This window comes from Haloprofundus salilacus (genome assembly GCF_020150815.1).
Taxonomy (GTDB): domain Archaea; phylum Halobacteriota; class Halobacteria; order Halobacteriales; family Haloferacaceae; genus Haloprofundus; species Haloprofundus salilacus.
In genome coordinates this window covers 2,255,773-2,277,749 of record NZ_CP083723.1, presented here as the reverse complement: position 1 = coordinate 2,277,749, position 21,977 = coordinate 2,255,773, and the positions used below count along the sequence as shown (strand labels likewise).

The following is a 21,977-nucleotide window of genomic DNA, read 5'->3' as shown; positions in this document are numbered from 1 at the left end:
ATTTAATCTTGTTTTCTGTTTTAAACTCTTCGTATCGCATATGATTGGAGTAATTATCTCGACTCACTCATCGACAGTTGGGCGAGGAACGATCGTGAACGGTTCGCGCGGCGAACTCACCGGACGATGACGACGTGTCGATCGAGGAAGTGGCCGGTCGACTGGCGTATCTGAGGAAACATCCTACCGAGGGCCGTACGGTTTCAGACGATGAGCGACGTAGACCGACTGAAACGACGAGTACATACGCTCGAACGCCACGTTCTGGGCGCGGAGGCGGAGGAGTTCGGCGGCGTTCCTTCGGAGCGAACGGAGTGGCCGCTCAGCGGGCTCGTCCATCGGGTGGACCGACTCGAAAAGACGGTCGTCGAAGACGAGGAGTCGTCGAGTTTAGAGCAGCGCGTCGAGGAACTCGAACGGCGTATCGAGGAACTGACCGCCGAGTCCGAACGGAGCGGAGACAGCCGCATCGACTGACGGCAGCGGTCGGTAGCACTCCCCGGTCGCCACTCGACGACCCCCGCAGAGCGAGTGACGAACCGGGACCTACGGTACTTTCGCCTCGTCTATCGCTCGGAACGACAATATAATCGTGTCGAGCGCCTCGAAATCGCGTTCTTCGACGATCTGTACCTGGACGCCGACGCCGTAGGAGTCGTCCGGCGAGGTGGCACCGATGTTCGCGAGCACCGTCTCTCCGCCGCCGCAACTCCTCTGGATCTGAGAGAGGCCGGTGTAGTAGCCGTCGTCGTACGATTGCGGTTGCTCCGAGGTACAGCCTTGAACGGCTAACTGCTGGAGAATCCCCGCTGGGTCGGTTCCGAGTCCGCTGGACGCGACGAAGAACACGCCGGGCACGTCGAACGTCTGATTGAATGACTGGACGTCCGTCGACGCTGTGATGCTCGGCCCGACTTCGAGCGGTCGGAGGTCCCTGTCCGCCCACTCCGTCGGCACGGTGACCGCGATAGCGCCCGTGGCGTCGACGATGTCCTCGTACCCGCTGTAGCCATCGCCCGAGGTGAGGTTCGCGGAGTCGTCGCCCGGACTCGATCCGGCGATGGGTTCGAGCGGCCGGCCGTTCAGCTCGCCCGCTAGCAGTTCGCCGGTCTCGTAGCGAAGCACCTGCACCGACATGACGTCGCCGGGCGTGTGACTTCGCAGCACCTGACAGTAACTGCTCATCGTCCCGTCGAGACCGAGACTCACACCTTGCAGTTGCGTGAGTATGTCGCCCGCCTGGACGCCGGCGTCGCTCGCCGGACCGCCGGGTTCGACGCCGACGGCCCACACCCCCGAGATGGAGCCCTCCTGATTGAGAACGGCCAGGCCATTCACGCCGATGGACTCGACATCTCGGCCGGTTCGGAGCTGTGCAGTTATTCCGCGCGCCGACGCCGAACTGATAGCGAGGTAGGTATCGAGTTCCGTCGACCCGGCGTAGTTCACGCCGACAACTCGCGCAGTCCGGCCGTGAAGCAGGGGACCGCCAGAGCTTCCGGGTCGGATGACCGCGCTGTGTTGAATCATCTCGTCGACCGACGCCCAGGTCGTCGAGAGCGGTCTCGCCTCCGAGGCGATACTCCCCTCCGAGAACTGGTACTGCTGCGTTCCGTCCGGACCGACCGGGTAGCCGACAGCACTTACAGGCAGGCCGGGCGAGACACGCCCGTCGAACCACTCGAAGTACGGATATCCACCGCCCGACACTTCGATGACGGCTAAATCACTACACTCCGACACCCCGAGTACGCGCGCGCTCTCCTGCCGGCTGTCGTCTCCTCCCACGAAGACGACGAGAGATCCGGCGCCCGTGACGACGTGGTTGTTCGTGACTGCGATGCCGGACGGGTCGACGAAGAAGCCGGTTCCACCCCCAACGGACTCCGCCGTCTGTGCGGAGAGGTTCTCGTCGGGGTAGGTGTACGTACCCTGCGCCTGAATTCGCACCGTCGCGGCCTGAGCCTCGGTGACGTTCGAGACGGGACTCGGTTGCTGCTGCGAGTTTGCCGTTCTGGTGTGGGTTCCGACGACTGCCGAGCCGCAGACGCCGGCCGCTGTGGTCTGAACGAACCGCCGCCGACTCGATTTCGGGTCGAACATAGTATCGGTACCCGAGAAAGCATCTTAGATTCCGTTACAGGCGATTTTGACACTCTCGAAGGGATTAGAGTGCGTCTCGATGTAGAGTACGTCTATACGTACAGTATCACCCGTAGGATCGACGGGTGCTGAGGATCGGAGACAGAATCACCGTTGTTCCGACGCACCTCAGAGTACATGTGGCGTGAAGCCGTACACGGGGTACGATGAGCGACGTAGACCGACTGGAGCGACGGGTGCAGACGCTCGAACGGCACGTGCTGGGCTCAGAGGCGGAGGACTTTGCCGGCGTTCCCTCGGAGCAGTCCGAGCGGCCGCCCAGCGGGCTGGTCAATCGGGTGAGGCGGCTCGAAAAGACGGTCATCGAAGACGAGGAGAGGCCGAGTCTGCAGCAGCGCGTCGAGGAACTCGAGAGACGCGTCGAGCAGCTCGAAACAGCTTCGGACGTTCGGATCGACTGAGAGCGACGAATCTACGCCGTTCCCGATTACTCCGCCGCTTTCACCAACCGCTTCAGGTCGAGGTGGCCCGCCCCGTGGTAGGTTTCGCCGCCCTCGGCGCTGCTCGCTGTCTCCATGATGAGCGACTCGACCTCCTCGGCGCTGGCGTCGGGGCGCAGCGAACGGACGAGCGCGACCGCGGCCGAAACCTGCGGTGCGGCCATCGACGTGCCGGCCTTCCAGCCGTAGCCGGAAACGACGGAGCCGTCCTCCTCGACGATATTGACCGTCGAGAAGACAAGGTCTCGCTCTGCGCCCTTGACGCCGCCGTTCAGCGCGTCGAGGTCGGCGTCGCCGCCGGCGGCGGAGACGTCGACGGCGCTGCCGTAGTTCGTGTAGAAGGCGGGGTCCGTCGTCTCCTCTTCGAGTCGATCGCCGGTGAGCCACTTCTCCTCGTTGTCGTCGTGTTTGTCGCCCCAGCCGTAGCCGATGGGACCGGTGGCGGAGACGCCGAAGATACCCTCCACCTCGGTCGGCAGGCTCAGGATGCCCTCGGCGTCCATGTCGAGTCCGTCGTTTCCGGCGGAGTTGACGATGACCATCTCCTGCGAGCGGGCGTACTCGGCGACGCGTCTGTAGGCCTCTCGGATGGCGAGAAGTACCGGGAACTCCTCGGGGTCGACGTATGGGTACGGGTAGCCGAGGCTGATGTTGGCGGCGTCGCAGCCCTGCTCGGCAGCGTAGACGAGCGCAGCGAGCGTGTCGCCGGTCGCGCCCTCGACGCCCGAGAAGACGCGCAGCGAGAGCAGTTCGGTCTCCGGCGCGGTGCCGAGGACGCCGCCGGCGGGACCGTCGTTGCTGTTCGTCGCCGCGACGATGCCGGCGACGTGCGTCCCGTGGCTGCCCGCGCCGTTCGGACGGAAGTCCAAGCCGTCGGTCGTGAAGTTCGCCGACAGCTCTTCGTTCACCACGTCCACGAGGTCGGGATGGACGTTGTAGACGCCGGAGTCAACGACGGCGACGCGCGTACCTGCACCCTTCGTCACGTCGTGGATGGGCGTGCCATCACCCGGCTTGTCGGTCAGGTCACTGACGTTCTGGACCCGCTTGTCCCACTGGAGTTCGGTGTTCGTCGCCGGTCCGTCGTGGTTGTGGCTCGCGCCGTCGCCGCTGGCTTTCGGTCCCGTTTTCTCGGCCGCGACGCCCCCGTTGGCCTGATACACGGTCACGTCCGGCGTCGTCGCCGCCGCACCGCCGACGGCGGCCGCGTCACCGCGGGCGACCAGCAGGTCGACCGCTGACAGGTCGTGGATGATTTCGACGTCGTCCGGGATCTCGGATGCGGAGACCTCGCGCAAGTCGACGAGGAACCGCTCGTCCGCCCCCGTCGCGCCCGCCGCGGTACCCGCGCCGAGCGCGAGGCCGCCGAGTGCTGTGCTGGTGAGCTTCAAAAATGTCCGTCTGTTATGTTGTATCACGACAGACAGTTCCACACGAGACGTAAATATTTTACTGCGGATTACTTTTGTTGAACTTAGTAAAACGAGGCGATAGTTGCCCGAATTTCGACGGTTCGTGCCGACGTCCGTCGGACGTAATTCTACTCTCGAAGTCGTGAGCGATAGGGGCGACGGTACGATCGTGAGCGATAGAGGCGACGGTGCAACGTCGTCGAAGGTGGCGGAAAGCAGTTGACGGCGGTGGAAACCGGCCGATTGTACCGGAAATCGGTCGACGCCGGCGGAAACCGGTCTACACCGGCGAAATTTACTGCAGTCGAGACCAACCCACGAGTATGGTACTCCTGCTAGCGATGGGGTGGCGGCATCTGCTGTTCGAAAACTGGCGCGTCGACCCCGCCCGCCTCGCCGATCATCTTCCCGAGTCGCTCGCCGTCGACGAACACGACGGCTCCGGGTGGCTCTCGGTGGTGCCGTTCACCAACGTGAACGTCCGGCCGAAGGGGCTGCCTCGATGGGCGGGTCTGCCGCTTCCCGAACTGAACCTTCGGACGTACGTCACCCGCGACGGCGAACCCGCGGTGTACTTCTTCAGCCTCGACGCGCAGGGGGTTCTGAGTGTTCTCGGCGCGCGCGCGTTCCACCACCTCCCGTACTACTACGCCCGGATCTCACTCGAACTGGACGACGACTGCGTCCGATTCCGGAGTCGGCGACTCCATCCCGGCGACAGACCCGCCCACTACCGCGCGACGTACCGACCGACCGGCGAACCGTTCTCGTCGGCCGACGACCCGTTAGCCGAGTTCCTCGTCGAGCGCTACCGGTTCTACACTGAAGCGCCCGACGGCACGGTTCGGTACACCGACGTCGACCACGACTCGTGGACGCTGTATCCGGCCGACGCGACGGTCGAAACCGAGACGCTCTTTCGCGCGAACGGCTTCGCTCGCCCGGAGGGTGAGCCGATTCGCTACTACAGTCCGGGACTGGACGTCGTCGCGTCGCCGAGCGCGCGTCTGCCCGATAGCGAGCGACTCCGAACCGATTAGATCGCCGTTTTCGCGCCCGAGCGTGCCCGTTTCACACCATTCGTCGAAACCGAAACTGTGACGGGGGTGACCTGCGTAGGAGGGACGTTACTGGCGTCCACGCCTTCGACACTGACTGGACCGCCTCGTCGATAGCGTCGGTGGAAACGGCGGTCGGGTGGGGGTCAGACGGGCGTCAGTCTGCGGCAATACGGCTCGAAACCCATGACGACAGACGCCGACATCTCCAACGTGGTACTCGTGACGGTCGACTCGCTTCGCGCGGATGCGGTCAGTCCGTACGATGGCGAGCGGCACACGCCCGTACTGCAGGAACTGGCCGACGAGGGGACGGTATTCGAGCACGCGTTCGCGACCGGCAACTGGACACCCTTCTCCTTTCCCGGACTACTCGCCTCCCGACCGACGTTCGCGGATACGGGTCACATCGGCGTGACCGAGTCGCCGACGCTCGCCGATACGCTCTCGTCGGCCGACGTCGCCACCGGTGGCTTCAACGCTGCCAACGGCTTTCTCACCGAGCACTGGGGCTACGACGAGGGCTTCGACGAGTTCGAACCGTTCGTCGCCGACATCGGGTCGAGCCTCTACGGCCAGTATCTCGCTGCCCACCCGACGGTCGAGGGGTGGCTCCAACTCGCCGCGTCGCCGTTTCGCCGACTGGCGGCGCGACTGAGACGGGACGAGGACGACCTCCCGTTTCTGGACGCTTCGCGCATGCTCGACGCTGAGCGGGCGGCGACTTCGTTCGTCGCCGACGCCGACGAACCGTTCTTCCTGTGGATTCACTACATGGATGCCCACACCCCGTACGTCCCCGCGCCGCGCTACATCCGCGAGGTCTCCTCGGCGATGTTCGGCACCCACCGGATGCTCTTGGCGCACACACGAACCGGTCTCGGGTGGGAGGTCGGCGACCGGACGCTTTCGGACCTCCGGACGCTGTATCAGGGCGCGGTCAGACAGGTCGACGCGAGTATCGGGCGCGTGCTCGACGCGCTCGACGCGGCGGGACACCGCGACGAGACGGCGGTCGTCGTCGCCGGCGACCACGGCGAGGAGTTTCAGGAACACGGTCACCTCGCCCACTACCCGAAGCTCTACGACGAACTCATCCACGTCCCGCTCGTCGTCGACGCGCCTGGAGCCGACGCCCGGCGCATCGACGGACAGGTCAGTCTCGACGACGTTCCCCCGACGGTTTGCGATCTCTTCGGCGTCGACGCCCCCGACGAGTGGACCGGCGAAAGCCTCCTGTCGAGCGTCGTCGACGGTGCCAACCCCGCCGACGAACCGGTCGTGTCGGTCGCCGTCCGCGGCGACGACGTGACCCAGCAGCCGATTCCGCGCAGCCTCGACGACGGCGACCTGCTCGTCAGCGCGCGGACCCGCGAGTGGACCTACATCGAGAACACTGAGACCGGCGAGCACGAACTGTACCACCGCCCGAGCGACCCTGACCAACAGACCGACCGCGCAGTCGACCCGACCGCCGAGGACGAAGCCGTCGTCGCCCGACTCCGCGAACCGGTCCGCGAGCACGCCGAGATGGTAACCGCGACGACCGAGGGAGCCGACCCCTCGGAGGAGAGCGCCGTCAACGACGCCGTCGAGACCCGTCTGTCAGCGCTCGGATATCGATAACGATGGTACGAGCGCTGCTTCGGAACCTCGTCGACGGCCCGCTGGCCGTCCGACTGCGTCGGTTCGTCATCGTCGGCGCCATCGCCGCGGGCGTCCAGATGGTGTTGCTGTGGCTGTTCGTCGAGCAGGCCGGCGCGAACTACCTGCTCGCGGCGACGGTCGCCATCGAGATAACCATCGTCTTCCAGTACGTGTTGAACAACACCTGGACCTTTCAGGCGTTCGAGAACACCGGTGTCAACGCCTTTCTCGTCGGCTTGGCGAAGACGAACCTCGTCCGCGGCAGCGCCATCCCGATACAGCTCGCCATCCTCTACGCGCTGGTGTCGTGGCGCGAAATGCCGTACCTCCTCGCCAACGGCGTCGCCATCGTCATCAGCGGCGTCTACCGGTACGTTCTCGATTCGCGGTGGACGTGGGCGGACTGACCTCGCCGGTGGGTCCGTCCCGAGACGCGTCCGTGTCGGCGCGTGGACCGGTTCGTCCGTTCCCTCTTTTTATCGAACAACAATCGCACAAAATCGCACGACTGAAGCCGATCGTTCACTTCCGCTGCGGATGGAAAACATTCTAATGTGTCCTGCGGATACTGACTTCCTGAAGAGTTCCGGAAGCGGTCCACCCACAATCTATGTTCGAATCTGTCAAAGCAGCCGTCCGACGCGGAACGTGCGACGCGACACTCTATGAATGCCGTCGCTGCGGGACCACACTCGACTCGGACGACGAGCGCTGTCAGTGCTGTGGCTCCAGCGACGTCGCCGAGTACGCCGCCGAGTCGTTGGAGTGACGCGTCGCGCTTCGCTCTGCGCGCGCAGGCACGCACCAACAGTCACTGGCGGGTTCTTCTCGGCGTAGTCCTCCTCCAGAGAGGTCTTATTCGCCCTCGGAACCTACGTCGAACCGATGGAGTACGCCGCCCTCGTCGACGTGTACCGGCGCCTCGAAGCGACCGCCTCCACCACCGAGAAGACGGCCGTTCTGGCCGACTGCTTCGCCGCCGCGAGCGAGACGCAGTTGCCGCTCGTCGCCACGCTGGTCCGCGGAAACGTGTTTTCGGCGTGGGATAGCCGCGAACTCGGCGTCTCCTCCAGTCTCACCCGCGAGGCGATATGGAAGGCGACCGGCGTCGACGACGACCAGGTCGAGACGTGGTGGCGCGAGCGCGGCGATCTGGGCGATGCAGCCGCGCTGGCGGTCGAAAACCGGGCCCAACGGACGCTGTTTTCGGAGACGCTCACGGTCGAACTCGTCCACGAGACGCTCACGGACGTGGCCGAGTACACCGGCGAGGGAAGCCAGTCGCGACGCGTCGACGATGTAGCGAAACTGCTGACGAGCGCCGACCCCGACGAGGCCCGATACGTCGTCCGAACCGTCGTCGGGGCGATGCGTCTCGGTATCGGCGAGGGAACCGTCCGCGACGCCATCGCAGCGGCGTTTCTCGACGGGAGCGACTCGGCCGTCTCGGCGGTCGAACGCGCGCACCAGTTGACGAACGATTTCCGCGTCGTCGCCGAGACGGCACGCGACGAGGGAATCGAGGGGCTTCGGGCGCTCGACGTGGAACTGTTCCGCCCGGTGAAGGTGATGCTCGCACAGAAAGCCGAGAGCGTCGAGAACGCACTGGTCGAGGTGCGCGGCGACGATGACGGAGGCGACGACGTCGATGACGAGGCGGAGGCCACGGACGCCGGACTCTCGAACCGCAGGCCGACAGTTCGCTGCGAGTACAAGTACGACGGCCTCCGAACGCAGATTCACAAGCGCGGCGACGAGGTACGCGTCTTCACGCGCCGTCTCGAAGACGTGACCGAGCAGTTCCCCGAAGTCGTCGCGGCGGTCCGAGAACGCGTCTCCGCGGACGACTGCATCCTCGAAGGCGAGACGGTCGGTTACGGCCCCGAGACGGGCCGTCCGATGCCGTTTCAGGAACTCTCTCGGCGCATCAAGCGCGAGAACCGCGTCGAGGAGTTGGTCGAGTCCGTCCCGGTCGTGACGCACCTGTTCGACGCGCTCTACGTCGACGGCGAGTCGTTGCTCGACGAATCGCTTCGCAAACGCGTCGAGCGACTCGGCGATTGCTTCGTCGGCGAATCGAACGTTCTCGAACCGGCGACCACAATCGCAGTCGAAGACGAACGGCAAGCCAGGGTGTTCTACGAGGAGGCCCTCGCGAGCGGTCACGAGGGAATCATGGTGAAGAACCTTGACGCGGCGTACCAACCCGGTTCGCGGGTCGGCTACATGATGAAAGTGAAACCGGTGATGGAACCGCTGGACCTCGTCGTCGTCGGCGCGAAATGGAGCGAGGGGCGAAAGAGCGAGTTCCTCGGCCGACTCCACCTCGCCTGCCGCGACGCCGCCACCGGCGAGTTCCGCGACGTGGGCTGGATGTTCTCGGGCCTCACCGACGAGCAACTCGCGGAGGTGACGAGACGACTCGACCCGTTAGTCATCGAGCGGACGGGTCGCGAGGTCCGCGTCCGACCGGAAGTCGTCGTCGAAGTCCAGTACGAGGAGATACAGCGATCGCCCGAGTCGGAGTCGGGGTACGCACTCCGGTTCCCTCGTTTCTCGGCGTTCAGAGACGACCTCTCGCTCGACGAAGTCGACTCCCTCTCGAAAGTCGAGCGACTGTACGACGAGCACTGACTTCTCCCACGACTAAAGTCGTGGGGTTCCCTCACTGAGGGTTAGGCCCACGGAATCTTGGGAGTTCTCAGGTTCAACGACGACATGAGTTTCGGGCCGAGTCAGTACAGCCCCCGTGTCGGATAACGGTTTCGAGAACTTACCCAACACTCGGTTTCCGATGTTCGTCGCGCCGTTCTTGTCCGCGTTGTCGTCCAAGCCACAGTGCGGACAACAGAACCGCCCCTGCGTGTTCCGCACGCCCTCCTCGGCACACCGATTGCACGTCTGAGACGTGTACGCTTCGTCCACCAACACTACCTCGATACCTTCGCGGTGGGCCTTGTACTCGATGTACGAGAGGAGTTTGGCGAACGGCATCTTGTGAAGTTTGTCGTTGAGGTCCGTCCCTTGCGTTACCTTCACGGATACCGCCGAGGTCGCCCACAGCGATAACCGCATTTCGGGCTACGGCGTCGTCAACGATTGTTCGAGAAATCTTGTGGAGACAGTCGTCTACCTTTCCTCGAATCTTTGTAAGGCGGCGAAATTGCCGTCGCGGGAGGCGAATTGGCAGAACCGACTTTGTCCGTGAAACCGTCTCCCAACTCAGTGACCGGCAGCGTCAGATACACCGACGGTATCCGAATCGACCTTGCGACCGGCGAGACGGTGGCGGCCGACAGTGAGTACGTCAACGGCGAAATCAACGTGCTAAGCCACGCCCACGGCGACCACCTCTACCGCTCGGCTCCCGGCGACATGGTCTGCTCGGAACTGACTGCCGCGCTGGCGAACGTCCGCCGCGACGACACGGAACCGCTGAACCCAACGTCGCACCCGGCAGTCGAACTCGTGAGCGCGGGACACGTCGCCGGATCGACGGCCGCCGTCGTCGACGACGCCGAGCGAACCTACTGCTACACGGGCGACATCTCGACGCGCGACCGTTTCTATCTCGACGGATTCAGACCACCGAACGCGGACGTGTTAATAATCGAGTCGACGTACGGGAAACCCGAGTACGTCTTCGCGCCGCAGGACGAAATCGAGCGCGAACTGGTCGATTGGCTCGACGATACCTACGAGACGCCCGCCATCCTGTTCGGCTACTCGCTGGGTCGTGCCCAGAAGCTCCAGTTGCTCGCCCAGCGCTCCGACCGGTCGCGACTGTTCGTCACGAAAGCCGTTGAGCGAATCAACGCCGTCATCGAAGACCATCTCGACGTTTCGTTCGACGCCTCGCGGTTCTCGCGCGAGGTCGAACTCGGCGCTGGCGACGTGCTCGTACTGCCGACGCAGACGAGTCGACTCGCGTTCGTCGACGATATCGTCGAGGAGACGGGTGCGCTGAAAGTCGGCGCCTCGGGATGGGCAGTCGACCGGAGTTTCCGGTTCCGCGGCGACTACGACGAGACGTTCGTCCTCTCTGACCACTGCGATTTCGATGAACTCGTCCGGGTCGTCGAACAGGCAGGCCCCGAGCAGGTGTACACGAACCACGGCTTCGCCGACGAGTTCGCCGACTACCTCGCCGCGGAACTCGACTACGACGCCCGGTCGCTGAAGCGCAATCAACTTTCGCTCGGCGATTTTTGAACTGCAATCCGCCTCTCCAGTGTAGTCGGTCGAACGAGACGGAATCGTTTACTGACAGTGTGAGAGTTCGTCGTTCCGGAGTCGCCGGAGTCGGCGCACGGAAATCACAGCGACTCAGTCCCTTACTTTCACTTTCACTCCACTAGGCTCGCTTACAAGTCAATTCAGACGAACGTACTGGCATGAGCGCGACGATAGAACGCCGACGAACGACGCAGTCGCGGAAGTGGAAGTGCATCGACGTCACCGACCTCCCGGCCGCGGAGATTACAGCGTACGTCGACGAGCAGTGCGAACCCGGCCTCGAACTGTACCTCGAACGCAGAGGGGTACGGACGTTCCTCGTGGCCGCTCCGGCGGAGAACCAGTAGTCCGTTGTCGGATTTCTCGCTCTCGGCGCATCGAACGACGGCGAACTGTTATGCCGCCCGCGCAACTGTCTTCACCCAATGAGCGACCGAGACTGGAACCGTCCGAACGAGGGAGACGACGGAGACGGCGACTCGCCGTTAGAGCAGATCGTCGCGGGCGTCGTCATCGCGCTCGTCTTCCTCGTCGCCTTCGGTCTCCTCGTGATGGACTACCGGTGGTTCTGGGTCGCGTTTCCGGTCGGGTTCGCCGGTCTCCTTCCGGCGGCCATCGGACTGGTTCGCTGGTACGAACGCCGTCACGACACCGCCGACCGATCGGCGACGGCGCGTCCGTCGACGGCCGGGACGAGCGAGACCGACCGTGCGCTGGCCACGCTCCGCGATCGGTACGCCAGCGGCGAACTCGACGAGGAGGAGTTCGAACGGCGGTTGGAGCGCCTCTTGAGCACCGAAACGGCGAACGACGCGCGCGCCGAACTCCACCGCCGCGAGTCCGCACCCGAAGTCGAACGCGAGACGGAGCGGACGGATAACCGATAGGTTGCGTCGGCCGGCGTCGACGATGTCGCTCGTTCTCCGCTCGCCGACCTCCGTAAAGCACGTGTGCGCTATATTGTCAAAGTTATAACGTGGCCGATATGTTTACCCGGCCCGACGAACTAGCCCCGCCGAACACCGATGCCAGGTCCCACCCGCGAAATCGAACTTGCCCACCTCGATCGACCGACCGCCCCCGAAACGACGTTCGCCGTCGTCTCCGACGCCCACGTCACCGCCGACGCCGAGGGGACGTGGAAAGTGTTCCACCGGACCGAGTCCCACCTAGAAGCGGCCGTCGACGACGTGAACCGCCGAGGCGTCGACGGCCTCGTCTTCGCGGGCGACCTGACGAAGGACGGCACGCCTGCGGAGTTCGACCGCGTCGCCGAGATCCTCTCCGGTCTCGACGCCCCGTATCTCGCCGTTCCGGGTAACCACGACGTGCCGAAGGCGTTCGATGCTCACGAGACGCCGCCGCTGTCGGCGTTCGTCGCCGCGCACTGCCCCGAGGAACTCCCGTATCGAACCCGTCTGGGCAGCATCGACATCGTCGCCCTCAACAGCGCCTCTGACATCGACGGGACGCTCCGCGGCGGCCACGCGGGGCGCATCTCCGAGGCCCAGCTCGACTGGCTGGCTGACGCCGTCGACCCCGAGACGCCGACCGTCGCCGTCTTCCATCACCCGACGACGCACGTCGGCGACCTCGTCGAGCGGTTCCCTCGGACGGACCACTACCAACTTCGAAACGCCGACGCCGTGACCGAGGCGCTCGACGCCGCCGGCGTCGAATTGGTGTTCTCGGGGCACATCCACTGGCCGACGATCGCCCGTGTCGCCGGCGTCTCCGCGGGCCGCGAGAACGACGGCGGTTCGGTGAACTCCTCCGACGGCGTGACGCAGGTGACGACGCCCGCCGCCTGTTCGTTCCCGCAGGGCTACCTCCTCGTCCGGGTGACGCCCGAGGGGACCACCGTCTCGATGGTTCCGCTGGGCGACGACGACGCCCGGACGGAGGCGTACCGCTACGCCGTCACCGACGGCGCGCGCGACGGTGCAGTCACCGAGAGCGTCGACGACGGTTACTTCGACTCGTTCCCCCTGCTCGACGAGCGCGCGCTGGAACCCACCACGTCCGACTGAGTCCGTCTCGTCGCCCCGATTTTAGTGATATATAGTTGATTAGTCGGCGTCGAAACCACTATACGGCGTTGCCACGCTATCACGTGACGTGCAGAGAGAGACAGCCCTCCGGATTGGTCTTGCCGCCCTCGCCGTCTGCGCGCTCGCCCTCGCCGCCGCGACGCTCGACTCCGCCGTCGTCACCGAGGACGGCGGCAGTCTCGGCCTCGGCCCGTCTGACAGCGGTGCCGTCGGAGGCGGACAGGAGGGCGAAACCGCCCCGCTGGGCGGCGAGGATGGGTCGGCGGCCCCCTTGCTGAGTTTCTGCGTTCCGTGGCTGACGCAGTGGTGGGTCGCCCCCGCCATCGTCGGTGCGTTCCTCATCATGAACGCTGTCGCCCGGTACCGGACGGGGTCGTACCTCCTCGGCCTCGCGTTCACGGTCTCCTTCGGGAGTCTCGTCTTGATATTCTACGTGTTGCTCACGTCCTGTGTCACAGCAGAGTCGTCGTTCGGTCTCGGCGGCGGAGAGATGACGAACAACAGTTCGATTTTCCCGGGGTCGGCCGGATCGTCGGGACTCACTGGCACCGGGCAGACCGTCACGACGCCGACGATAGTGCTGCTCGCGGTTCTCGGTGTCGTCCTCGTGGGGGCGCTGCTCCTGCTTTTCGTCTCCACTGGCGACGACGACGCCCTCGGCGGCGACACCGTCGAAGACGACGCCGACCCGATACCCGACGTGGCCGCCCTCGGGGAGGCCGCCGGGCGCGCCGCCGACAGAATCGAAGCTAACGCCGACACCGACAACGAGGTGTACCGAGCGTGGGTCGAGATGACCGGCCTGCTCGACGTCGACAACCCACGGACGAGCACGCCGTCGGAGTTCGCCGCCGCCGCCAAGGACGCCGGGATGGCCCGCGAGGACGTGCGCGAACTCACCGACATCTTCGAACACGTTCGGTACGGCGACGGTGAGGTGACCGCCGAGCGCGAGCAGCGTGCGGTGGCCGCGCTTCGGCGTATCGAGTCGGCCTACGGCGAAGGTAGCGAAGGCACCGACGGTGGTGAGCGACGGTGAGGACCGTCACCGCGTTCGTCGGTCTTCTCGCGACGGTGTTCGGGTTCGCCGTCGTCGCCGACCGGGGTCTCGCCGGACTGTTCGACCTCGACTACCTCGTCGTGACGCTCGTCGGCGCGCTCGCGCTCGTCCAGGGCGTCCGGTACGGTCTGAAGCGCCGCAAGACGCCGTTTCACGCGACGAAGACCGACGACCCGGAGCTCCGATACCACGTGCCGACGCCGGGCGACGACATCGACATCGACTCCGCGAGCGGGCGCTCGCTGGGACGCGCACAGAAACAAGAGCGAGTCCGAGAACGCCTCCGCGAGGCGGCGCTGGAGACGCTGACGGGTTACGGTGGACTGACGCTCGAGGAGGCGGAGGCGCGGCTCGACGCCGGGACGTGGACCGACGACCCGGTCGCGGCCGCCGCGCTGCAGGAGTCGCCGCCCCGTCCGTCGCTCGCCTCCCGACTCCGGGCGATGTTCCGCACCGAGTCGCCGTTCGCGCGGAGCGCCCGCCGCGTCGTCGACGAGCTCGTGGCGATTCAGGAGGGGAGACGGTGAGCGCCTTCGAGACGAACCGCTGGACGGGCGTCGAAGCGTTCGCGCTCCTGGCCGGTAGCCTGGCGATTCTCGTCTCACCCCGACAGCCGGCGCTGTTGCTCGCCGGCGTGGTGGGCATCGCCTACGCCGCCTACGCCTACGGCGGTGACGTCCCCGAGCCGTCGGTGGCGGTGGAGCGCGAACTCGACGACGCGACGCCCGACCCCGACGACGAGGTCCGCGTCAGCGTCACCGTCCGCAACACCGGCGAGTCGGCGCTGTTGGACCTCCGCGTCGTCGACGGCGTCCCGCCCGCCCTGGAGGTGACCGAGGGAACCGCCCGACTCGGAACCGCGCTCAGGCCGGGGAAGCGGGCACGCTTCTCCTACGCCGTTCGCGCGGTGCGCGGCGAACACGAGTGGGAGCCGATGCGGCTCATCGTCCGCAACGCGAGCGGGAGCAACGAGCGTTCGACGGAGACGAACGCGAAGACGGTGCTTCGCTGCGAGCCGACGCTATCGGCGACCGAAAACCTCCCGCTTCGCGGCCTGACGACGCAGTACGCCGGACGCGTCACGACGGACGTGGCGGGCGCGGGACTGGAGTTCACCTCGACGCGCGAGTACCGCCGCGGTGACCCGCTCAAGCGCGTCGACTGGAATCGACTCGCGCGGACCGGCGAACTCGCGACGACGGAGTTCCGCGAGGAGCGCGCGGCGACCGTCGTACTGCTCGTCGACGCCCGCGAGCAGGCGTATCTCGCGCCGGAGGAGGACGCGCCGAACGCCGTCGAGCGGTCGGCGGAGGCTGCCGGCGAGACGTTCGTCGCGCTGCTCGACGGGGGTGACCGCGTGGGGTTAGCGACGTTCGCCGCCGAGGAACTCTGGTTGCCGCCAGGGACGGGCGAAGACCATCGAGCGCGCGGGCGTCGACTGCTGGCGACGCACCCGTCGCTCGCGCCGACGCCGTCCGAGGACAGTGCATTCTTCCCCTCGATTCGCCTCCGTCGGCTCCAGCGTCGCCTCCCGTCGGACGCGCAGGTGATTCTGTTCTCGCCGCTCGTCGACGACTACGTCGTCACCGCAGCGCGGCGACTCGACGCCTACGGCCACCTCGTCACCGTCGTCAGCCCCGACCCGACGGCCGACCAGACGCCGGGTCGCCGCCTCGCGCGCGTCGAGCGCCGGAACCGGATGAGTCGGCTCCGGCGCGCCGGCATCCGCGTCATCGACTGGGGAGACGAGTCGCTGGCGACCGAACTCGCCCGCGCGCGGGAACGGTGGTCGTCGTGAGCGAAATCACGCGGAAGCCGGCGCTTCTGAGCGTCTCGCTGTCGATTGTCGGCGCCAGTGTCTGTCTCGTGGCGGCGGCGCTGAGTTCGACCACGGCGCTGACAGCCGCCGCCGCCGGTGTCGTCGTCCTCGCCGGAGGACTGCTGGTCGGCGCGCGGCGGGTGGTGACCGCCGGCGGCCTCGCGCTGTTCGCCGCCGTCGTCTTCGGCGGCATCGCGGGGTCGGGTCCCGAACTGCTGCTCGTCGGCCTGCTGGCGGCGGTGTTCGCGTGGGACGTCGGCGAGAACGGAATCGGAATCGGCGAGCAACTGGGTCGAGAGACGGACACGACCCGCGCCGAACTCGTCCACGCGGCGTCGACGCTCGTGGTCGGTACCGTCGCCACCGTCTTCGGCTACGGCGCGTACCGAGCCGCCGGCGGCGGGCAGCCGGTGACCGCGCTCGTGTTCCTGCTGTTGGGCGTCGTCGCGCTCGTGGCGGCGCTCCGCGAGTGAGAACGAAGAACCGAATCGGACCGACGGTGGGCGCTACCGCCTCTCGAAGTCGACGGTCGGTACGTCCACGGAGTTGAGCACGTCGTCGACCACGTCGCCTTTGTCCACGTCGGAGACTTTCGCGTCCGGCGTGAGCACGAGGCGGTGGGCGAGTACGGGGTGGCTGACGCGTTTCACGTCGTCGGGCGTGACGAACTCGCGGCCCGCGTAGACGGCGCGCGCGCGGGCGGCTTCGAACATCCGCTGGGTTCCGCGCGGGGAGACGCCGACGGCGACGCGGCGGTCGCTGCGCGTCGCTTGCGTCAGTTCGGCCATGTACTGCAGCAGGTCGTCGTGGACGCGGACACGCTCGGGCGTCGCGCGCATCGCCAGCACCTCGTCCTGCGAGAGCACTGTCTCGACGGACGGACTGCGCGTGTCGCGTCCGGCGCGGCGGCGCAGCAGTTCAACTTCGCCGTCGAGTTTGGGGTAGCCGATGGCCGTCTTCACCGAGAAGCGGTCGACCTGCGCCTCCGGCAGCGGGAACGTCCCCTCCTGTTCGACGGGGTTCTGCGTCGCGATGACGAAGAACGGTTTCGGCAACTGGTGGGTCTCGCCGTCGACGGTCACCTGTCCCTCTTCCATCGCTTCGAGGAGGGCGGCCTGCGTCTTCGGCGGCGCGCGGTTGATCTCGTCGGCGAGGACGATGTTCGCGAAGATGGGGCCTTCGGAGAACTCGAAACTGCGGTCCTGTTCGTTGAAGATGTTCGTGCCGGTAACGTCGGAGGGCAGTAGGTCGGGCGTGAACTGCACGCGGGAGAAACTGAGTCCGAGCGCCTGCGCGATGCTGCGGGCGGTGAGCGTCTTTCCGGTGCCGGGAACGTCTTCGAGGAGGACGTGACCGCGGGCGAGGACGCCGAGCATGATGCGCTCGAAGAACTCGTCGTCTGCGATGACCGCGCCCTTCACCGTGTCGAGGACCTGGTCACAGGCGGCGCTTGCTTCGGAGATATCCATGTATTCGGACAGGCGTTCTCGGTGAACTTAGACCCATTGGCCAATCCAGAGTGTCACCGACAGCGGTGAGTCGTCTCGGAGAAATCGAAACCGATTAAACGAGGGCGGGCGATAGTGGAGACGTAAGCCGAGGTAGCCTAGCCTGGCCAAGGCGGTAGATTCGAAATCTACTGTCCATTCGGACTCGAGAGTTCAAATCTCTCCCTCGGCGCTTTTCAGAAACCAAACTCAGAGCGGCGCGAGAGAGTTCCGTATCTCTCGTCGCCCGAAACACCCCTTCATTTCGGACGGGTACGAAAACATACATACCATCTTCCCTTGAAACGGAGCGTATGCGAAGGTCAGTCGGCAGGCGAAGGCTCCCGCAGTCGACGTCGCAGGTTATCGTCGCTCTCCTCGCGCTCACGCTGAGTGTCGAGTTAGTTCTCTCGGGTGTCTCGTACCTGCTCGGCGGACTGCTCCGCGAAGGATTTCTCGAACGGACGCTCGACTCGTTGGCGTTTCTCCTCGCCATCCCGGACGGAATCGTCTCGGCGTGGGGGTTTCTACTGTTCGGCGTCGTCGGACTCGCGGCGACGTACTCGCTGGCGTGCGAGACTGTCGGCCGCAAACCCGCTCTCGACCGCCGCCCCGACGGAGCGCCAGTCGACCGCTCTCGCGACCCGGACCCGGTAAGCGTGTTACAGATGCGGTACGCCGACGGCAAAGTGACCGACGAGGAGTTCGAACGGAAACTGCGCCGGCTGTTGCGAAGCGGCGAGGAGAGCGAGTCGTCGCCGGAGGATGCATGGACGGACGAACTCGCCGAGTAGCGTCACCGGTTTTCGAACGCGACGCGTCGCCGCCGTCCGCGCCGACTGCCCGCCTGACTCGCCGAACCGAGACGTTCAGCCCAGCCGATTTATCCACTTGTCACTCGTTGTACGAGTATGGATCGCGACCGCGCGTTTCTCCTGTTCGCAATAGGAGCAGTCGGCGTACTCTCCGTACTGATGTTGTTCCCGTTTCTCCAGTACGTCCTCGCCGCGGTGCTTCTCGCCTACGTGCTGAAGCCGCTTCACCGCCGACTCGAACCCCGAGTCGGAGCCCGCGCCGCCGCCGCTGCCCTCATCGTCGTCTCGACGTTGGCCGTCCTCCTCCCCATCGCCCTCGTCGTGCAAGTCGTCCTCCAGGAGGCGCGCTCGGTCGTCGACGCCGTTCGCGACCTGCTGACGGGGTCGACGCCGTTCGAGGAGTTCACCCGGATGAACGTCTCCGTCGAGGCGCTGTTCGGCTCTGCGCAGGGGAGCGGGTCGACGCTCGTCGGCAGCGTCGTCGACGTCTTCGGCGGACTCTCGAGCGCGGTCATCGGTGTCACTGTCCTCCTGTTTTTGCTCTACTACCTGCTGACCGACGGGACGGCTCTCATCGCGTGGATTCGAGAGGCGGTCCCGCTGCCGCCGCCGATACAGGATGAACTCCACGCCCGCATCGACCGACTCATGTGGGCTGTGCTGGTCGGCAACGTTCTCGTCGCCCTCGTCCAGGGTCTCCTCACCGGAATCGGATTCGTCGTCGTCGGTTTCCCGAGCCCCGTGTTCTGGACCGTCTTGACGATTCTGCTGTCGCTGTTGCCGCTCGTCGGTGCGTCCATCGTCTGGCTCCCGGCGTCGGTGTATCTGGCGTTCACCGGTCAGTACGTCTCAGCGGCGTTCCTGTTCGTCTACGGCGCCGTCGTCGTCAGTCTCTCGGACAACTATCTCCGCCCTGTCATCGGCGGGCGGGAGGCGCACCTCAACCCCGGACTGTTCGTCATCGGTATCTTCGGCGGCATCGCGGCGCTCGGCTTCATGGGAATCTTCTTCGGTCCGATCGTCCTCGGCGTGCTGAAGGCGCTGGTCGACGTGTACGTCCGCGAGTACGCCGATACCAACCCGTTTCCGGTCGGGAGCGATTAGAACCGGTCGAACCCGGACTGCTCGCCGCCGCTCCCGCCGCGAAGTCGCCAGCGTCGCTTGTCGTACGCTCCGTCGAGCGGTATCGTCCCGCGTCGCCCGACGAGGTAGCCGTCGGTGTCGGAGTCGTCGCGAGGGTCGGCGACCCGAATCCAGACGCGGCGCTCGCCGCGGTCGGAGAGCGACGCAGCCCACGATTCGGCGTCCGCGCGCGTCCCGAAGCGGCGGCGGGACCCGCGGCGGACGACGGCTGCACCGACCGCGCCGTTCGTCCGTCGGGCCGACGGTTTCACTTCGACGAGGAACTCGCTCACGGTGACGGGTCGGTGTTGGAGTTCGAGTTACTTCGATTCATCTACTTCCGTCTTCACCCCACTTCCAATCGCTTCGCGCCTCCGCCCGCTGCAGTTCGTTCTCCCCTCGTCCGCTAAAACGGACCGCAACCCATCGTCGTCGTCTGCGTCGAGGCCTCGAACGTCCCGTCGCTCCGCACCGCGACGGTCGTCGCCGAGTCGTTACAGTCGAAGTTCGACCGGTCGACGCCCACCGTCGCCGACGCTTCGGCGGCAGCGACGACGATAGCGTACGCCGCCGGACGGTGGAGCGTCAGCGAAACGTACGCGTCGGCGGCGAGGTCGAACGCCTGTTCGAACGCCTCGTGGGCCGGGAACGTGTTGCGGTGGACCGAGACGGTTATCTTGCGGGCCGGGCCGTCGTTCCACACCCGCAGGTCGTGCGGTCCGTTGGTCTCCGGGCGGAGCACCCCGAACCGGGAGCCGACGTCGACGCGTTCGGCCGGGCTGCTGTCGAGCGCCATGTCGGACTCGGCGTCGCGGGCGGCGGGCGGAAACTGGGCGTCTCTGCCGGACGTCGGAAGTCGCGTACAGCCGGCGGTTCCGCCGACACCGACCGTTCCGAGGAGAGCGCAGAAGCGGCGACGTTTCATGCGCCCACTATTTTCACCGTTCGTTATAAGTTTCCTGATAAGTAAAACGACTGACTTCGTTACGCGGTCCTTCGAGTTGTGACCGGGGACGACGACCGCGGTCGGTGGTCGGTCGCCGATCCGTCATCTCCAGTCGACAGTCGGCGGTCGCCGGTCAGTCGTCGGCGAGGGACGCATCAGCGACCGCTTTCGGGGCGCGTAGTCGGTCTAGCGCGTCGACCATCGCGACGACGCTCGCGCGGGTGATGTCGGCGTCCGACGCCGCGACGCTCACCGACCGGTCGCCGCGGGAGAGTTCGACTTCGACGGTGACGACGGCGTCGGTGCCGCCGGAGATGGCGTCGACGTGGTACGACTCCAACTGGAAGGCGGCGTCGGGACCGAGCGCCGTCCGAACCGCCTCAACGGCGGCGTCGACGGGGCCGTTGCCGGTTCCGGCGGCGACGCGTTCCTCGTTGTCGACGGCGAGGCGGACGCTCGCGGTCGGCACGCCGCCGCCGCTGGTCGCCTGCAGGTCGACCAGTCTCACGCGTCGCTCGCGGGAGCGACCCTGCACGTCCTCGGCGATGGTGAGGAGGTCGGCGTCGGTGACGCGCTTGCCCCGCTCGGCGAGGCCCTTGACGCGCTCGACGACTCTCGCGAGTTCGTCGTCGGACACCTCGACGCCGTGTTCGTCGAGCGCCGCGCGGACGCCTGCGCGCCCGGCGTGTTTGCCGAGCACGAGGCGTCGCTCGCGGCCGACCAGTTCGGGCGGGTACGGTTCGTACATCGCCTCGTCCTTCAGCGTGCCGTCGGTGTGGATGCCGCTCTCGTGGGCGAAGGCGTTCTCGCCGACGACGGCCTTGTTCGGCGGCAGCGGCGTCTCCGTCGCACGGGCGACGGTCTGTGCTAACGTGTAGAGTTCTTCGAGGTTCGCGCACTCGACGCCGTAACAGTGCGAGAGCGCGACGGCCACCTCTTCGAGCGCGACGTTGCCCGCGCGCTCGCCGACACCGTTGACCGTCGCGTGGACGAGGTCCGCACCCGCCCGGAGGCTGGCGTGGACGTTCGTCATCGCCAAGCCCAGGTCATCGTGGACGTGCGTGCTCGTCGGGCCGTGCCCGGCAAGTCGCGAGACGACGCGCTCGGTGTGCTCGGGACTCCCGTGGCCGACGGTGTCGCAGTAGCAGAAGCGGTCCGCTCCGGCGTCGTGTGCCGCCGCCGCGAGGCGGTCGAGGAAGTCGACGTCGGCTCGGGAGCCGTCCTCGCCGAGCACCTCGACCCACAGACCGTGGTCGCGGGCGTACTCGACGAGTTCCACCGTCGTCTCGACGACGGCATCGCGGTCGGTGCCGACCTTCCGCTCGACGTGGCGGTCGCTGGCGGGGACGACGAGGTTGACGCCGTCGACGCCGCAGTCGAGTGCGAGGTCCACGTCGGCGCGGACGCCGCGGGCGAAACTCGTTACCGTCGCGTCGAGACCGAGGTCGGCGACGCGACCGATCGCGTCGCGCTCGCCCGCGCCGGTGCAGGCGCTCCCGGCTTCGACGAACGGCACCGCCGCTCGGTCGAGCGCACGTGCGATTTCGACCTTCTCGGCCGTCGAGAGCGAGACACCCGGCGCTTGCTCGCCGTCTCTGAGCGTCGTATCCAAAAGCAGTACGTCGCGTCCGTCGAGCGACGCTGCGAACGGGTTGGCAGTCGCGTTCGCGTCGTCGGTCGAGAAGTTATCTTTGGCGCGGAATTTCTCGGCCAGTCGCCTC

Annotated in this window: 23 protein-coding genes and 1 tRNA gene; 17 read left to right on the top strand and 7 right to left on the bottom strand. The window is 66.2% G+C overall.

The window, feature by feature from the left end:
- Positions 1–210 precede the first annotated feature (210 nt).
- On the top strand, positions 211–477 hold the full coding sequence (locus tag LAQ58_RS11750; RefSeq protein ID WP_224447651.1) for a hypothetical protein: 267 nt from the start codon (positions 211–213) through the stop codon (positions 475–477).
- 69 nt (positions 478–546) lie between these two features.
- Here the strand turns inward: LAQ58_RS11750 and LAQ58_RS11745 are convergent, their stop codons facing one another.
- Complete coding sequence (locus LAQ58_RS11745) at positions 547–2,103, bottom strand: S1C family serine protease (RefSeq protein WP_224447650.1); 1,557 nt, start codon at positions 2,101–2,103, stop codon at positions 547–549.
- A gap of 206 nt (positions 2,104–2,309) precedes the next feature.
- Between LAQ58_RS11745 and LAQ58_RS11740 the strand changes: the two genes are divergently transcribed.
- Complete coding sequence (locus LAQ58_RS11740) at positions 2,310–2,564, top strand: hypothetical protein (RefSeq protein WP_224447649.1); 255 nt, start codon at positions 2,310–2,312, stop codon at positions 2,562–2,564.
- A gap of 26 nt (positions 2,565–2,590) precedes the next feature.
- On the opposite strand, the gene LAQ58_RS11735 is transcribed toward LAQ58_RS11740, so the two are convergent.
- Positions 2,591–4,021 carry a S8 family peptidase gene (locus tag LAQ58_RS11735; RefSeq protein ID WP_224447648.1) on the bottom strand — a complete coding sequence of 477 codons (1,431 nt, stop codon included), beginning with the start codon at positions 4,019–4,021 and terminating at the stop codon, positions 2,591–2,593.
- Positions 4,022–4,338: 317 nt separating this feature from the next.
- On the opposite strand from LAQ58_RS11735, the gene LAQ58_RS11730 reads away from it, so the two are divergent.
- From LAQ58_RS11730 to LAQ58_RS11715, 4 genes are all read left to right on the top strand, one after another.
- Positions 4,339–5,055: a YqjF family protein gene (locus tag LAQ58_RS11730; protein ID WP_224447647.1), complete on the top strand. Its 717-nt coding sequence runs from the start codon at positions 4,339–4,341 to the stop codon at positions 5,053–5,055.
- Between the two features lie 204 nt (positions 5,056–5,259).
- Positions 5,260–6,699: a sulfatase gene (locus LAQ58_RS11725; protein WP_224447646.1), complete on the top strand. Its 1,440-nt coding sequence runs from the start codon at positions 5,260–5,262 to the stop codon at positions 6,697–6,699.
- A 2-nt stretch (positions 6,700–6,701) separates the two neighbouring features.
- Positions 6,702–7,127: a GtrA family protein gene (locus LAQ58_RS11720; RefSeq protein ID WP_224447645.1), complete on the top strand. Its 426-nt coding sequence runs from the start codon at positions 6,702–6,704 to the stop codon at positions 7,125–7,127.
- Between the two features lie 478 nt (positions 7,128–7,605).
- Complete coding sequence (locus tag LAQ58_RS11715; RefSeq protein WP_224447644.1) at positions 7,606–9,354, top strand: ATP-dependent DNA ligase; 1,749 nt, start codon at positions 7,606–7,608, stop codon at positions 9,352–9,354.
- Between the two features lie 12 nt (positions 9,355–9,366).
- On the opposite strand, the gene LAQ58_RS11710 is transcribed toward LAQ58_RS11715, so the two are convergent.
- The gene (locus LAQ58_RS11710) at positions 9,367–9,759 is read right to left on the bottom strand and encodes a zinc ribbon domain-containing protein (RefSeq protein ID WP_224447643.1); all 393 of its coding nucleotides are present in this window, start codon (positions 9,757–9,759) and stop codon (positions 9,367–9,369) included.
- 186 nt (positions 9,760–9,945) lie between these two features.
- Here LAQ58_RS11710 and LAQ58_RS11705 point away from each other — a divergent pair, with 186 nt between their 5' ends.
- From LAQ58_RS11705 to LAQ58_RS11670, 8 genes are all read left to right on the top strand, one after another.
- Positions 9,946–10,932: an MBL fold metallo-hydrolase RNA specificity domain-containing protein gene (locus LAQ58_RS11705; RefSeq protein ID WP_224447642.1), complete on the top strand. Its 987-nt coding sequence runs from the start codon at positions 9,946–9,948 to the stop codon at positions 10,930–10,932.
- Between the two features lie 182 nt (positions 10,933–11,114).
- Complete coding sequence (locus LAQ58_RS11700) at positions 11,115–11,303, top strand: hypothetical protein (protein WP_224447641.1); 189 nt, start codon at positions 11,115–11,117, stop codon at positions 11,301–11,303.
- 78 nt (positions 11,304–11,381) lie between these two features.
- Positions 11,382–11,843 carry an SHOCT domain-containing protein gene (locus tag LAQ58_RS11695; protein WP_224447640.1) on the top strand — a complete coding sequence of 154 codons (462 nt, stop codon included), beginning with the start codon at positions 11,382–11,384 and terminating at the stop codon, positions 11,841–11,843.
- Between the two features lie 138 nt (positions 11,844–11,981).
- Positions 11,982–12,986, top strand: coding sequence for a metallophosphoesterase family protein (locus tag LAQ58_RS11690; protein WP_224447639.1), 1,005 nt, complete (start codon positions 11,982–11,984; stop codon positions 12,984–12,986).
- Between the two features lie 88 nt (positions 12,987–13,074).
- Positions 13,075–14,046, top strand: coding sequence for a DUF4129 domain-containing protein (locus tag LAQ58_RS11685; RefSeq protein ID WP_224447638.1), 972 nt, complete (start codon positions 13,075–13,077; stop codon positions 14,044–14,046).
- Positions 14,043–14,594, top strand: a complete 552-nt coding sequence (locus LAQ58_RS11680; protein ID WP_224447637.1) for a DUF7269 family protein — start codon at positions 14,043–14,045, stop codon at positions 14,592–14,594. Before LAQ58_RS11685 ends, LAQ58_RS11680 begins: the two co-directional genes overlap by 4 nt.
- Positions 14,591–15,865: a DUF58 domain-containing protein gene (locus tag LAQ58_RS11675; RefSeq protein WP_224447636.1), complete on the top strand. Its 1,275-nt coding sequence runs from the start codon at positions 14,591–14,593 to the stop codon at positions 15,863–15,865. The genes LAQ58_RS11680 and LAQ58_RS11675 overlap by 4 nt, the downstream gene beginning before the upstream one ends.
- A complete protein-coding gene (locus LAQ58_RS11670; RefSeq protein ID WP_224447635.1) occupies positions 15,862–16,359 on the top strand; it encodes a DUF7519 family protein in 498 nt (165 codons plus the stop codon). The genes LAQ58_RS11675 and LAQ58_RS11670 overlap by 4 nt, the downstream gene beginning before the upstream one ends.
- Before the next feature lie 33 nt (positions 16,360–16,392).
- Here the strand turns inward: LAQ58_RS11670 and LAQ58_RS11665 are convergent, their stop codons facing one another.
- Positions 16,393–17,355, bottom strand: a complete 963-nt coding sequence (locus tag LAQ58_RS11665; protein WP_224447634.1) for an AAA family ATPase — start codon at positions 17,353–17,355, stop codon at positions 16,393–16,395.
- A 126-nt stretch (positions 17,356–17,481) separates the two neighbouring features.
- On the opposite strand from LAQ58_RS11665, the gene LAQ58_RS11660 reads away from it, so the two are divergent.
- From LAQ58_RS11660 to LAQ58_RS11650, 3 genes are all read left to right on the top strand, one after another.
- Positions 17,482–17,566 (top strand) — tRNA-Ser (locus tag LAQ58_RS11660).
- Between the two features lie 121 nt (positions 17,567–17,687).
- Entirely contained in the window at positions 17,688–18,167 is a 480-nt protein-coding gene (locus LAQ58_RS11655) for an SHOCT domain-containing protein (protein WP_224447633.1), read from the top strand.
- Positions 18,168–18,284: 117 nt separating this feature from the next.
- Positions 18,285–19,292, top strand: coding sequence for an AI-2E family transporter (locus tag LAQ58_RS11650; protein ID WP_224447632.1), 1,008 nt, complete (start codon positions 18,285–18,287; stop codon positions 19,290–19,292).
- On the opposite strand, the gene LAQ58_RS11645 is transcribed toward LAQ58_RS11650, so the two are convergent.
- The 3 genes from LAQ58_RS11645 to LAQ58_RS11635 all read right to left on the bottom strand — a co-directional run bounded on the left by LAQ58_RS11645 (position 19,289) and on the right by LAQ58_RS11635 (position 21,874).
- Positions 19,289–19,603 (bottom strand): DUF8081 domain-containing protein, encoded by a 315-nt coding sequence (locus LAQ58_RS11645; protein ID WP_224447631.1) that lies wholly within the window; start codon positions 19,601–19,603, stop codon positions 19,289–19,291. The two genes, LAQ58_RS11650 and LAQ58_RS11645, sit on opposite strands and share 4 nt — an antisense overlap.
- A 113-nt stretch (positions 19,604–19,716) precedes the next feature.
- The gene (locus LAQ58_RS11640) at positions 19,717–20,235 is read right to left on the bottom strand and encodes a hypothetical protein (RefSeq protein ID WP_224447630.1); all 519 of its coding nucleotides are present in this window, start codon (positions 20,233–20,235) and stop codon (positions 19,717–19,719) included.
- 154 nt (positions 20,236–20,389) lie between these two features.
- On the bottom strand, positions 20,390–21,874 hold the full coding sequence (locus LAQ58_RS11635; RefSeq protein ID WP_425490711.1) for an alpha-isopropylmalate synthase regulatory domain-containing protein: 1,485 nt from the start codon (positions 21,872–21,874) through the stop codon (positions 20,390–20,392).
- Positions 21,875–21,977 lie beyond the last annotated feature (103 nt).

Coding starts and splice junctions, on each gene's coding strand:
- LAQ58_RS11715 (WP_224447644.1), top strand. CDS start 7,606: ATGGAGTACGCCGCCCTCGTCGACGTGTACCGGCGCCTCGAAGCGACC.
- LAQ58_RS11640 (WP_224447630.1), bottom strand. CDS start 20,235: ATGAAACGTCGCCGCTTCTGCGCTCTCCTCGGAACGGTCGGTGTCGGC.
- LAQ58_RS11700 (WP_224447641.1), top strand. CDS start 11,115: ATGAGCGCGACGATAGAACGCCGACGAACGACGCAGTCGCGGAAGTGG.
- LAQ58_RS11725 (WP_224447646.1), top strand. CDS start 5,260: ATGACGACAGACGCCGACATCTCCAACGTGGTACTCGTGACGGTCGAC.
- LAQ58_RS11695 (WP_224447640.1), top strand. CDS start 11,382: ATGAGCGACCGAGACTGGAACCGTCCGAACGAGGGAGACGACGGAGAC.
- LAQ58_RS11690 (WP_224447639.1), top strand. CDS start 11,982: ATGCCAGGTCCCACCCGCGAAATCGAACTTGCCCACCTCGATCGACCG.
- LAQ58_RS11650 (WP_224447632.1), top strand. CDS start 18,285: ATGGATCGCGACCGCGCGTTTCTCCTGTTCGCAATAGGAGCAGTCGGC.
- LAQ58_RS11720 (WP_224447645.1), top strand. CDS start 6,702: ATGGTACGAGCGCTGCTTCGGAACCTCGTCGACGGCCCGCTGGCCGTC.
- LAQ58_RS11745 (WP_224447650.1), bottom strand. CDS start 2,103: ATGTTCGACCCGAAATCGAGTCGGCGGCGGTTCGTTCAGACCACAGCG.
- LAQ58_RS11665 (WP_224447634.1), bottom strand. CDS start 17,355: ATGGATATCTCCGAAGCAAGCGCCGCCTGTGACCAGGTCCTCGACACG.
- LAQ58_RS11740 (WP_224447649.1), top strand. CDS start 2,310: ATGAGCGACGTAGACCGACTGGAGCGACGGGTGCAGACGCTCGAACGG.
- LAQ58_RS11655 (WP_224447633.1), top strand. CDS start 17,688: ATGCGAAGGTCAGTCGGCAGGCGAAGGCTCCCGCAGTCGACGTCGCAG.
- LAQ58_RS11750 (WP_224447651.1), top strand. CDS start 211: ATGAGCGACGTAGACCGACTGAAACGACGAGTACATACGCTCGAACGC.
- LAQ58_RS11730 (WP_224447647.1), top strand. CDS start 4,339: ATGGTACTCCTGCTAGCGATGGGGTGGCGGCATCTGCTGTTCGAAAAC.